9 protein-coding genes and 1 pseudogene are annotated in these 12,865 nt (G+C 40.7%); 5 read left to right on the top strand and 5 right to left on the bottom strand.

Translation table 11 applies throughout. The features are described from left to right. The first annotated feature begins 31 nt into the window (after positions 1 to 31). The 3 genes from wecB (at position 32) to ACEW8O_RS06430 (ending at position 3,879) form a co-directional block, all read left to right on the top strand. Positions 32 to 1,165 (top strand): non-hydrolyzing UDP-N-acetylglucosamine 2-epimerase, encoded by a 1,134-nt coding sequence (gene wecB / locus ACEW8O_RS06420; protein WP_373493798.1) that lies wholly within the window; start codon positions 32 to 34, stop codon positions 1,163 to 1,165. Then, positions 1,153 to 2,409: a glycosyltransferase family 4 protein gene (locus ACEW8O_RS06425; protein ID WP_373493799.1), complete on the top strand. Its 1,257-nt coding sequence runs from the start codon at positions 1,153 to 1,155 to the stop codon at positions 2,407 to 2,409. The genes wecB and ACEW8O_RS06425 overlap by 13 nt, the downstream gene beginning before the upstream one ends. A 204-nt stretch (positions 2,410 to 2,613) precedes the next feature. Then, complete coding sequence (locus ACEW8O_RS06430; protein WP_373493800.1) at positions 2,614 to 3,879, top strand: IS4 family transposase; 1,266 nt, start codon at positions 2,614 to 2,616, stop codon at positions 3,877 to 3,879. 140 nt (positions 3,880 to 4,019) lie between these two features. Here the strand turns inward: ACEW8O_RS06430 and ACEW8O_RS06435 are convergent, their stop codons facing one another. Then, positions 4,020 to 5,291 (bottom strand): dienelactone hydrolase family protein, encoded by a 1,272-nt coding sequence (locus tag ACEW8O_RS06435; protein WP_373493801.1) that lies wholly within the window; start codon positions 5,289 to 5,291, stop codon positions 4,020 to 4,022. 13 nt (positions 5,292 to 5,304) lie between these two features. After that, positions 5,305 to 6,465, bottom strand: coding sequence for an aminotransferase class V-fold PLP-dependent enzyme (locus ACEW8O_RS06440; RefSeq protein ID WP_373493802.1), 1,161 nt, complete (start codon positions 6,463 to 6,465; stop codon positions 5,305 to 5,307). A gap of 187 nt (positions 6,466 to 6,652) precedes the next feature. On the opposite strand from ACEW8O_RS06440, the gene ACEW8O_RS06445 reads away from it, so the two are divergent. Both ACEW8O_RS06445 and ACEW8O_RS06450 read left to right on the top strand, forming a co-directional pair. Then, the gene (locus ACEW8O_RS06445) at positions 6,653 to 10,492 is read left to right on the top strand and encodes a PVC-type heme-binding CxxCH protein (RefSeq protein ID WP_373493803.1); all 3,840 of its coding nucleotides are present in this window, start codon (positions 6,653 to 6,655) and stop codon (positions 10,490 to 10,492) included. Continuing rightward, positions 10,489 to 10,692 (top strand): hypothetical protein, encoded by a 204-nt coding sequence (locus tag ACEW8O_RS06450; RefSeq protein WP_373493804.1) that lies wholly within the window; start codon positions 10,489 to 10,491, stop codon positions 10,690 to 10,692. Before ACEW8O_RS06445 ends, ACEW8O_RS06450 begins: the two co-directional genes overlap by 4 nt. Before the next feature lie 100 nt (positions 10,693 to 10,792). On the opposite strand, the gene ACEW8O_RS06455 is transcribed toward ACEW8O_RS06450, so the two are convergent. The 3 genes and pseudogenes from ACEW8O_RS06455 to ACEW8O_RS06465 all read right to left on the bottom strand — a co-directional run. Further along, entirely contained in the window at positions 10,793 to 10,987 is a 195-nt protein-coding gene (locus tag ACEW8O_RS06455; protein ID WP_373493805.1) for a hypothetical protein, read from the bottom strand. 142 nt (positions 10,988 to 11,129) lie between these two features. Beyond that, entirely contained in the window at positions 11,130 to 12,338 is a 1,209-nt protein-coding gene (locus tag ACEW8O_RS06460; RefSeq protein WP_373493806.1) for an alpha/beta hydrolase family protein, read from the bottom strand. A gap of 188 nt (positions 12,339 to 12,526) precedes the next feature. Next, positions 12,527 to 12,865, bottom strand: a pseudogene (locus ACEW8O_RS06465) (hypothetical protein); the annotation flags it as partial.

Here is a 12,865-nt window from a genome sequence, read left to right on the forward strand (position 1 = left end):
AATCTATACTTTAAAAGCTGATTAAACTTATATGAAAAGATTAAAAGTAATGACCGTAGTCGGTACCAGACCGGAAATCATTCGATTATCGAGGGTATTGACTGCCTTAGATGAATCAGAAGCTATCGATCATATTTTAGTTCATACAGGACAGAATTATGATTATGAATTGAACCAAATATTTTTCGAAGATCTTCAGATCAGGAAGCCTGATTATTTTTTAGACGCTGCCGGTTCCACAGCTACAGAAACGGTAGGACAGATTTTGATCAAAATTGATCCCTTGTTAGAACAACTAAAACCGGATGCATTTCTGGTTTTGGGAGATACCAATAGTTGTCTTTGTGCCATTCCTGCCAAAAAGAGACATATACCCATTTTCCATATGGAGGCCGGAAACAGATGCTTTGACCAAAGGGTACCTGAAGAAACCAACAGGAAAATTGTGGATCATATTTCGGACATCAACCTTACTTACAGTGATATAGCAAGAGAATACCTCCTGCGTGAAGGCCTTCCTGCGGACAGGATTATCAAAACCGGTTCGCCAATGTACGAGGTTCTGAATTTTCATTTAAACAGTATTATTAATTCCGATATTATATCAAGGTTAGGTTTGGATAAAGGAAAATTCTTTGTGGTATCCTCTCATCGGGAAGAAAATATCAATAGCGAGAAAAACTTTAAAGGATTAATTGAAAGTCTTAATTTCCTGGCTGATAAATATCAATATCCGATTATTGTCAGCACACATCCAAGAACCAGGAAAATGATTGAATCAAGAGGTGTTAAAGTACACCCTCTTATTCAATTGTTAAAACCACTTGGGTTTATCGATTATAACGCTTTGCAGATGAACTCATTTGCGGTACTTTCTGATAGTGGGACTATATCAGAGGAATCTTCAATTCTGAATTTCCGGGCATTGAATATAAGAGATGCACACGAAAGGCCGGAAGCGATGGAAGAGGCCTCTGTTATGATGGTAGGGATGAATACTGAGAGGATTATTCAGGGAATAATCCAGCTTGAGCAACAGCAAATTGGTGAAAGCAGAAACTTTAGAAAGGTAGCTGATTACAGTATGCCAAATGTGTCTGCCAAAATGGTCAGAATTATTATTTCTTATGTTGACTATATTAAAAGGGTAGTATGGAGCGAGTAAAAAAGAGAGTATTAATCCATAGTATAGTTTTTTCTCCCGATGGAGTTTCAACAGCCTATATATATAATGATATAGCATTAAAGCTTCATTCTGAAGGCTTAGAGGTTATTGTGCTTACGACAACTCCACATTACAATCGTGTTGATGAGGAACTTAATAAGCAAATCTTAATAAAAAAATTTGGGGGTTTATTTTACCAAAGTAGTTATAATGGCATTAAAGTTTATCATGTCCCTCAAAAAAAATTTAAAAGCATATTTCTAAGAGGTCTTGGAATGGTGTATTGGCATTTTGTTTCAATGTTCATTAGTATCTTTCTTAAGAGAATAAATGTGGTCATTAGCCCATCCCCACCTTTAACCATAGGTGTAATTTCAATACTGATCGCAAAAATTAAAGGTGCAAAAAGTATTTATAATGTACAGGAGATTTACCCTGATTTATATTTTCGTCAAGAAAATTTGAAATTTAAGCCTCTTGTAAATTTTTTAAAATGGTTGGAGAAATGGATTTACAATAACTCTGACTCAATTATAACAATAGATGAAGTATTTTACAATAAAATAGCTGATAGAATCGATCAGACTGAAAAGCTAAAAATTATTCCAAATTTTGTTGATACTGATTTATATTTTCCAATAGTACCAAAGGATTTGGATCAGACAATTTTTCCTGATAAAACAAATACTTTAAAATTGATGTATGCAGGTAATATTGGTCATGCACAACATTGGGAACCTTTACTTGAGGTTTCTAAAAAATGTCAGGATATACCGGTTGAATTTTGGGTCGTGGGGGAAGGAGTATTGAAAATTTGGTTGGTTGAAAAAGTAAATGAAATGAATTTGACCAATGTTCATATTGTGGATTATCAGCCCCGTTATTTAATGCCTCAATTAATTGCATATGCTGATTTACACTTTATTTTCATGGAACCTACATTGCAATATGAGGGCTTTCCTTCGAAAGTTTATACAATATTGGCTTGTCAAAAATCATTACTCGTTCTATCTGGGACAAATACTCCTTTGTCAAATTTTTTATTGGAAACAAACACTTCTTTTTTAATAACTGAACAAGAAAAAGTAAAGAAAAGTAATGAAGTATTTGTGTTGTTGAAAGAACTATTAACCAATAAAGACAAGTTAATTGAAATGGGGAGGAACGGATTTGAGCTTGTAAATAAAAAATATTCAAAAAAAATAATAACAAATAAATATTCTGAATTAATTAAATCCATTTAAAATTGTAGATTTTTTATTCTATCACAATAATATAGTTCCGTGATTCTCCAAGCAATTACTGTGATATTGTTATATAATACTACTGGTGTCCGAGAAAATCCAGCAGTAAATTTTTAGGTCTTGGAATAATACAAATTTAAGGATGAGGCTTTGAAAAGCCCCATCCTCTGGCTAATGTTGTAATCTCTACAAAACAACCAAGCCATGGGTAAAAATACAGCTAATAAATGTTCTCTTCCAATTCTCGGACAGCTTTTATCATTCATACCCAAAGAACTGTTCAAACAAAGCGTTGAGGAATACCAATCCGACAAATGGTACAAGAAGGTAAAAGCCTGGGACCAGTTTGTTTTTATGTTGTATGGAGTGCTGACAGGAAGTTCGACTTTGCGGGAGATCATCAAAAATTTCATGCTGATGGGCGATAAACTCAACCATTGCGGCATTTTCAGGGTTCCCAAGCGAAGCAGTGTTTCCGATGCAAATTCCGGTCGGAGTGCCGATGTCTTCGGGCGCCTGTACATGCTGCTCTACGACCATTACAAGGATTTTTTGTCGGACAGCTATTTGTCCCTTAAAATAAACGGAGAGGTGGATCCGGGCACCGTCGAGATATTCGATTCCACCGTGGTAAGCCTGTTCAAGGAGGTGTTCAAGGCATGCGGGAGGCTTCCCTTGGACGGGAGGAAGAAGGGAGGACTAAAGGCCTTTACCAAGATCACACTTTCCGAGCGTGTGCCCAACTTTATCTGCCTTAAGGCGGCCGCTACCAACGAAAAGGTGTTCCTTTCAATGTTTGAGCTGGCCAAAGGAACCATTGCAGTGTTTGACAAGGGGTTTCAGAAATTCCGCCAATATGCCGAATGGACCGAGCAAGGGGTATATTTTCTGACAAGAATGAACAAAAACGCCAAGTTCAGCATTCTTGAGCAGATGCCGCTGGAGGAAAACTGTGAGGTCGGGGTACAGATGGACGCCATTGTCGAACTGGAGTATACATGCGGACCAACAGCCACCAACCGGCGGACTAAGGCCAGAATGGTGGCATACATAGATCCTGTAAGCGGGAAGAGACTTGTGTTCCTGACCAACCTGATGGACCTCAAAGCAATGACAGTCTGTATGCTTTACAAAAACAGATGGACCATAGAACCCCTGTTCAAACAGATAAAGCAGAACTTCGAGCTCACCTATTTCCTGTCTGACAGCGAAAACGGCATCAAGACGCAGATATGGATAGCACTGATATTAAACCTGATCTTTACTGTCATCCATAAAATGGCCAAAGAGGCAGAGGATTTTGCCACCATGGTGAAACTGGCAGCAAAACACACAGCAAGCTATGTAAACCTGTTGGGCTTCCTCAAAATGTCCTCTGCCCAGATCAGCGACGCTCTGGACAATCTTGAAAATGTACAATTAGACCTGTTCGGGAATAATAATGGGGGTACATTCCAAAATTCCAGTTGAAACAGCTTAAAAATGTAAAAAATGAAGATTATTGGCTAATTTTAAAATTAGTCGGACGACACTATATTAAAATCAGTGTTTTTAGCTTTCGGATAATTCTAAATCTCTATTGGTTGGAAATAACTCTTTTCCACATCAACTTAATTTTTCAACCACCTATCAAACCAATCAAAAGCCTCCTGCTGCATGGCCTGATCAAATTTATGAGGACCGGGATAGAAAGAACATTTGTACCGATCCGATGCACCCGCCTTTTGAAAAATACCGGAAATGATCTCATCTGCCCTTTTCATTTCCCCAAGAGTAAACAACCTATCTTCGATGTCATTGAATACCATGGTCGGCTTAGGGGCCCGTAAGGCCAGAATCTCAGGAAAATCCAGTTCTCTGGGAAGCATCGGAATGTACGTCATCCAGGTATGGGTATGGGATTTGTTCAGCAAAAAATCCTCCCATGTAGTCATAAATCCAACAGATACGGCACAGGAAATCCTTGGATCCAAACCGCCCAACATCACCGTCCTCAATCCTCCACCTGAAAGTCCTGCACAACCAACTCTTTCAGTATCCACATCCTCCCTTGAAACCAAAATATCCAAAGCCACCTGATCTTCTGCCAAATAAACCGCCGGCCAGGTAATCCCGGCACTAAATAGTGACCTGGCCATAATGTGTTCATGTTCGGAAGCCCACCTGTTGTATGAATCTATGTTTTCCTTTTTGCTCATATCAAAATCGGTAATACCCATCCTCCTGTCCTCAGGCACATCTTCCAACATCACCCTCCTACTTCCAAAGGCAAAAGCATCGTTCACCATAACAACATAGCCCCGCTTAGCCAGTTCATTGGCCCAAGCCTTTCCTTGATAATAAGTTTTTTGATGCTCCTGCACATAGTCAGGTACATTGCCATCCAACCTGGTGATCTTCTCCAAACCTAAATATTTGTTTCCTCCATGACAATGCAGACCCAAAACAGCCGGAAGCTTTCCTTTGGCATGCTCAGGCTTCAGGATTACTGCTTTTGTTGGATTTCCATAGGGCAACTGATAGCTGATTTCTTCACCGATCAATCCATCAAATCTGACTTGCCTGTGAACGGTTACTTTTGGGGTCCCTTCCAAACCCAGGTATCCCATCCTTTCCTTGACCTTAGCAGAAGCCATTTTTTTCCAAGCCTCCAGATCAGTAAAGTCATTTCTACGAAAAGATAAACTTGGCAAACCATCCAAAAACAGACTTTTGGCCCATGGACCATAAAGTCCAAGTTGGTTTTTTTGAAAGGGGTCTTGCATATTCAGGGGTGTTTTTAATTTGTAAGGAGTGGAAAGCAGTTCACCGAAACTACCGCCAAGCATTCCTATTCCGGTCAGTCCGGTGTATTTCATGGAATCTCTTCGATTGGTGGTCATAGACAATTTGAATTTATCGTTTTTCCGCCAGAATTCCTTTCAATAAACTGATCAATGCTGCTATATCATCATCTGTATTGTACAAATGAATAGAAATCCTGATGGCTTTGCCACGTACTGAAACAAAAATTCTATTGTCCACTAACTTTTGGAGGACAAGTTGGCTGTCTACTCCCTCAGGTAGCCCAATACCAAAAAGATGTTTTGCCCTATAATCATGCACCTCAACCCAAAATTCATTATCATTTAAAAAATTGATCAAAGGTTGGGATAATTGATCGCAATAAGATTGGATATTGGAAGGATCCCATTTTAAAATCTGCTCAATTGCGGCGTTCAACATGGGGAGCAAATTGAAATTGCTGAATTCACCCATATTATATCCTCCTGCACCGATGGAATAATCATCCACATAATTTGTCAGGCTTGAGAAAATTTGTGCATTGCTCCTGTTCATCCATGTTTCCTCCAAGGGTGATCCGCTATTGAAGAATTCAGAATAATAGGCCAATCCTATCGAATAAGGTCCCATCAGCCATTTGTAACCTGCACAGACCAAAGCATCAATCTGAAACGAAACCACATCTATGGGCAATGCTCCTACGGATTGGGTACCGTCAACAATAAATATAGCATTATGGGATTTGCATTTTTTGCCGATTGCTTTCAGGTCATACAAAGTACCATCTGTCCAATGAATAGAAGACATCAAAACAACTGCGGTATCATCATTGATGGCATCAATAATCTGCCTGTTCCATTGCTGCCCCCTATTTACCATAGATTCAGGTGCTTTGATCACCTTCAATTGTTTGTTGTTAATTTTACACCATTTCTCAATGGCATAATAACCACTGGGAAATTCATCCGAAACTACCAAGGCGGTAGAACCATTGTCTTTTGGTAGATTTTGGATGGCTGATGTCAATCCATAGGAAGCTGAAGGGATAATGGCAACTTGTTCACCAGAGCAATTGACCAGCTTTCCAAAATTTCCCCGAAGGGTTTCTGCAACAGAAAAAAAATCAGTTGGGGTTATTTGGGTAGGGTTTCTTTTTTTGATCAATGCTGCTATGCCTGCTTCTTCAACAGAACGAAGCAAAGGCGACATATAAGCGCCGTTTAAGTAGTGGATATCTTCTGGAAGCTGGAAAAGTTCTTTCTGGTTTTTCACTTTGATTTGGGTTGGTCGATAATTATTTATGCAAACTAATGTTTGTCTATCAATCAGCAAAATTAATTATTGACCTATCGTAAGGAAAATATTAAAATATTCAGGTTTCATTGATTATATTTTGATGCCGAAAATTTCCAATAAACAAGAACCCTTTAAAAATTTACACCCAAGCAATATCCACAAAATGAACCAATCAAACATTTCCCATCTATTGCTATCAGGTCTCCTCTTTTTTATTTTTTCCTGTTCAGGCAATCAATCTAATGATTCAGAAAGTGAGAGCCAAATGTATGAGGCATCGTTGTTGACCTTGATCCAAGACGAAAGTGAAGGCACCATATCGGTTTTCCGAAAGGGAGACAATGATCCCATTTTAGTACAGAATGCCAAAGAGGGTTTCAGGCCTTACATCCACCCCATCATGGCACCCGATGGCAAAGGAACCTTGACAGAATACAGTCCGGGACACCACAAACATCAAACTGGTTTGTATTGGGGATTGACCAGGGTAAATGGGCGGGATTACTTCCATAACCCTCAGCAGGATTATTGGAAAAAGATTGCCCTAAATGTGATAGAGGCTGAAGGAAATGAAGTAAAATGGCAGACAGTTTATCATTTGCTGGATGAAAAAGGCGAAGCAATCATGCTTGAAACCCAAAATTGGTCCTTAAGTGAAGAAGGGGGTAAATACTTTTTGGATTTAGAATGGAAAGGGGAAGCTATTGAAGCGATCACTATCGGGCAATATGATTATGGGAGCTTATTTGTCAGAATGCCATGGAAAGAGGGGATCAAGGGAGAAATCATCAATGCTGCCCGTCAGAAAAACGAAAATGCAGAAGGCCAGCCTTCTATGTGGGTCAATGTCGGGATGCAGGTAGAAGGCCGGGACGACTTTGCCAACATTGCAGTTTTCGACCATCCCGAAAACAGGGGTTATCCCAACAAATGGCGCGTGGATGGACAATTGGGTTTAGGACCGGCCTTTACCAAAGATGGGGATTGGATGATAGAAAAAGGTAAAACCGAAACAATCAAGCTTCAACTGATGGTGTTTACCGGAGAAGTAAATGACCTTAAATTGACAGAAGCGTGGGGAGAGTTCTCTGGAAAAACGGGCATGTATAATACCACTGAACTTTGGGGACTTGCACAGAGGGAAGGAAGGGATGCCAAATTTCTCAACCCGCAGGAGGCTGTAGAAGCAATGACCATCAAACCCGGATATAAGGTCAATGTATGGGCCTCCGAACCCATGATGACACAACCTATGGCATTTTGTTGGGACGACAGGGGCAGGCTTTGGATTGCCGAAAACAAAGATTATGAATCAAGAGGCCATGGATTTTCGAATGCCGGCGACAGCAGGATTTTGATATTGGAGGACACCAATGGAGATGGTGTTGCTGACAGTAGAAAGGTTTTTTTGGAGGGCCTGGCCTTCCCTGCGGCGATAGCTGTTGGTTTTGATGGACTATATGTGGGCGCGCCCCCGAATCTTCTTTTTGTCCCTGACAAAAACGGTGATGACAAAGCTGATCTGGAAGACATCGAGATTTTGCTCACAGGTTGGGGCATCAGGGACAGACATGAAACCCTCAACAGCCTGCATTGGGGCCCGGATGGTTGGCTTTATGGATTACAGGGATTTGCGACGCCTTCCAAAATCAGAAAACCAAACGGTGATTCCAAACTCTATTACCACAAAGACCCTTTTCCGGATGATATATTTGATAAAGAGGGTGTGGATATCAATGGAGGGGTTTGGCGCTACCATCCCGTCAAAGACAGGTTTGAGGTTGTGGCCCATGGTTTCAGCAATCCATGGGGGATAGATTATGATGCCAATGGCCAACTCCTGATGACTGCCTGTGTCATCCCCCACCTTTGGCATGTGATTCCCGGAGGAATATACCACCGTCAGGGCGGGCAGCATTTCAATCCTTATGTGTATGAAGATATCAAGACCATCGCTGACCACAGTCACCGTTCTGCCCATGGCGGTGCCCGGGTTTATCAATCGGATGCATTTCCCGAGGAAGAACAGGGCAGGATTTTTATGGCGAATATCCATGAACATGCTGTGCTTTCAGATATTCTTGTACCAAAAGGTTCGGGTTATCAAGGGAAACACGGAGATGATTTTATGTTGGCCAACAATGCCCAATGGGTAGGTTTCAGTATGGAAATCGGTCCTGATGGTGGTTTGTATGTGCTCGATTGGCACGATGCCGATATCTGCGGTCAGGAAGTCCTTAATGAGGAAACAGGAAGGATTTTCAGAATAATGCCCGAAAAATCACATGCTGCTGATTTTGAAGGTAGGTATTCTGATCTTAATAAAATGTCCGACAAACAGTTGATATCACTTCAGACCAATAAAAGTGATTGGCATGCCCGTAGGGCAAGAGGGATTTTACATAAAAGGGCCGTGAAGGGAGAATTGGAAGCAAATACCATTAAAGGATTAAAGTCAATCTACCAAAATGACAAAAACCCAAATTGGAGGTTAAGGGCGATGTGGTCTTTGCATCAGGTTGGTGGATTTACTGAAAATGAATTGCTCAATGCACTTTCAGATAAAGACCAATATATCAGGGCTTGGGCCATACAGTTGCTTTGTGAAGACCTCAAACCCTCCGCAACCGCCTTGGCAAAATTCAGAAAAATGGCAGATGAGGATAATTCTCCGGTAGTCAGGTTATATCTTGCCACCGCCCTGCAAAGGATTCCATCTAAGGATAATTTATTGATTGCTTCTAACCTGCTTCACCACTCCGAAGATGCCAATGACCATAACCTGCCCAAAATCATTTGGTATGGGATAGAATCTTTGATTGTAGAAAACACGGACAATTTCCTTGAACTTACCGCCCAATCCAAAATCCCCTTTGTCACCCAAAATATCGCAAGAAAAGCAGTGGATGCAGATGAAATCCAAAAATTGGTTGCCTTTATCGGTAAAGGTGGTCCCAATACAGAACTCCTGATGTCGGGAATGTTGAGCGGTATGGAAGGTAGGACTGATCTGAAAATCCCATCAAATTGGAAGACAGTAGCTGAAAAAATAGAGAAATCAGGTGGCCAAAAGAAAGAACTAGCTTTGGAGATTTCAAGCCTGTTTGGAGATACGGAGGCAACCCAACGGGCATTTGCCGTTCTCAAAGATAAAAAGCAATCAATTGACCAAAGACAAAAGGCCCTTCAGACACTTACGGCGCAACAAAGAACAGGACTTATCACTGAATTACCGGGGTTGATCGCAGAACCTGCAATGAGGAAAGAAGCCATTCGTTCCATAGCCGCTTTTGACAATGAGAGTTTGGGCAGGTTGCTGATAGAGAAGTATCCGGTTTTTGATGCCACAGAAAAACAGATAGCCATGCAGACCCTTTCCTCCCGGTCGAGATATGGAAATATGCTGACCCGTGAAATCAAGGATAAAAAGATGGCCAAATCAGAAGTTCCTGTCAGTGTTGCCAGACAATTGCTCCGGGTTGTGGGAAGCGGATTTATAGAAGTCTGGGGACCCATAGAACAGGTGCCAAGTGACCAAGCCGCATACAATAAATATAGAAACATACTCCAACCGTCAGCAATCGCATCTGCGAATATCAAATCAGGGAAAACAGTATTCAATAATGTCTGTGGCAGTTGCCATAAAATGTTTGGTGAGGGCGGTGAAATGGGGCCCGACCTGACAGGTTCCAACCGGTCGGATGTGGAGTATATCTTACTCAATGTCATAGAACCCAGTGCAGAAATTCAGGACGACTATAAGATGGTGGTGATCAATACCCGGGACGGCAGGACTTATTCCGGAAATGTTATCGGAGAAAACCAAAGGCAGATTACGCTCCGCGTAGTAGGCCAAGAACCGGTTATCATCAACAAATCCAGCATCCAATCCAAGGATGTGACAGAAGTTTCCATGATGCCCCCCGGCTTATTCGAAAACCTTACGGAAAAAGAGATTGTAGATTTGATGGGGTATTTGAAGACCAATAAGAGGATTGATTGAGTATTAGATTGAATGGGGGGTTGGATATTTGGATATTGGGATATTGGGATATTAAGATATTGGGATATTGGGATATTGGGATATTGATAGAACGCAGTACCTGTCCCGATTATCGGGATGAAGCTGATTTTACGCAGGTAATTAAATCAGTGAAAATCAGCAAAATCAGTGTTATCAGCGTGCTAATAAAAACCAACTAAAATTTAAAACCTTTCAATCCCTAAATGAATTAAAATAGAAATATTAACATAATCGATTTTATCTAAAGGCAATTCTCCTATTTTTTTCCCAATTCTTACTTTATCCAAAGTCTTTTGTTATCGCTTTATCTTCTTGAAAAGTAGCTTTATAACCCTCTTCCAATTTTTTGTTCAAAAATTCCCTCTTATTGATTTTTTCTTTGATCGCTTCAACTATAAAGGATTGCTTATCTTCATTGATCAGTTCCAATTGTTTCTCAATTTCACCGGGTAATTCAATTTTGATTGTTTTCATACGACTATTAATTACACTTAAATATACATCCTTAAATTAAGAAACATACAAATCCAATTTTAGAAAAGGAAAATCAGTTTTACTGAACCTTCGTTGATTTTGGCCAATTTGCAAAAAACTTACAATCCATCGACCTCTCCGATTACCTCCTCTCAAATTCTTTATTTACAAAATCCATGAAACGCTCCCAATCATAAAGTGTCAGGTTGTGTTTGCCGTCACGGAGGTGATAACCTACTGAATTTGTATGGATAGTTCTTTGGTGGTTTTCAAAACTTTCCGGCAGGTCAACCTTGATCCCATAAATTTCTGAATAGATCCTTGAACCCAACTTGAGCGACAAAAACTCTCCTTTGGGATCGGCCCATTGGTCCTCTATGGCTGATGCAATGTAGATAGACCTTGGGGCAATACAGGCTGCCAAAAGATGTTGGTCAACCGGCAATGCACCTTCATTGTCATTGAAGGTCTTGAAATTATCATTGAACCAATAGGGAAAATTGGTATTGATGCGCTTCACAGTTTCGCCGAATCTCCTTCGTGACAGTGCCGCACCTCCACAACCGGATTCATTGGGAATGACCACTGCCCATCTTTTATCATTGGCCCCGCACCATAAAGCAGCTTTCCCTCCTCTGGAATGTCCCACCAATGCAGACCTTTTCTGATCTATTGAAATATCACTTTCGAAATAATCCATTGCCCTCATAGCTCCCCAGGCCCATGCTGCCAAACCCCGCATACCCTCTGACATTTCCAATTGTTCGGGATATAGGTTGTCCAATATCCCATGAGAAAACCTCGCCTTATCATCAGGAGAAACATCTTCCACGTCAAAAATAGCCGCTGCATATCCCCTACTAACAATTTGCTCTATAGGAAAAAACTGATCTTCTTTATCTTCAAGTAGACCTTGGACATTTCTATGGCTGATCAAAAGAAATACCGGGTGAGGTCCTTTTCCTTCAAGGGGGGAAAAGACAAACAACTTTATTGTCTGAGCTTTCCCATTTCTTGTAACCTTGATGTCCACATTTTTTTTCAATGCCACCTCTTTGTAGAGATGATCGGAATCTACGGAAACGTCGAAATGAATCCCATCAAAATCCCTCGGTATAGGTCCATAGACGTTTTCAGTGAAAAGCCGGATCAGTTCCGGTCTTCTGATGCTTTCCCAATCATTTACCGATTTAATAATTTCCCCTTTGGTGCTGACAAATGGATCAGGCAAAACTAAATCCGGGACTCTGGATTCATTATAATTGAATTGTTCTTGTGCCAAGAGGTTTGAATAAAATGTGATGCCAATCAGAAAGATCAGAAGGTATTCCGGTTTAAACAGGTTTTTCATCTAGTTGGAGTTTCTGGAATTTAGGAATTTAAGGTAAAATCTCAAAATCATTGATCTTACTTTGTCATGTTGCGAATGAACTAAAAAACCTGCCAGTTTTTTACACCTTTAAACTGTTAATCAAATGCATTTACTGCACATAAACCTGGCAGGTTTCTTCCTTTAATATTCATTTTGCCAAAGTAGGATTAATTAACCTCAAAATAAAACACCTCACTCACAGGAATGCCATCCCTTGTGATGCCTTCAACCTGAACGCGGTGACGACCGGTGATATCACCTGTGAAGAAACTGACTTTTCTTGTTGAATTTGGACTTACCAATACCAAAGGATTCCAATAGACTGTACTTCTCAGGTCGGGATGGTCATAGTATTCTGCCGTCTCATATTTTGGTGAGTAAAATTGCCTTGTCCGATTGAAACCAGGGGCCTGATGTACAAGGATATGTTTTCCTCCTTCTGGGTCAACTTCATCATCCATGTTCCCCCTTTCACTGAAAAATGCAATGACACCACCACTGCCCCG

Origin of the sequence: Aquiflexum sp. (genome assembly GCF_041749095.1) — a bacterium.
GTDB lineage: Bacteria > Bacteroidota > Bacteroidia > Cytophagales > Cyclobacteriaceae > Aquiflexum.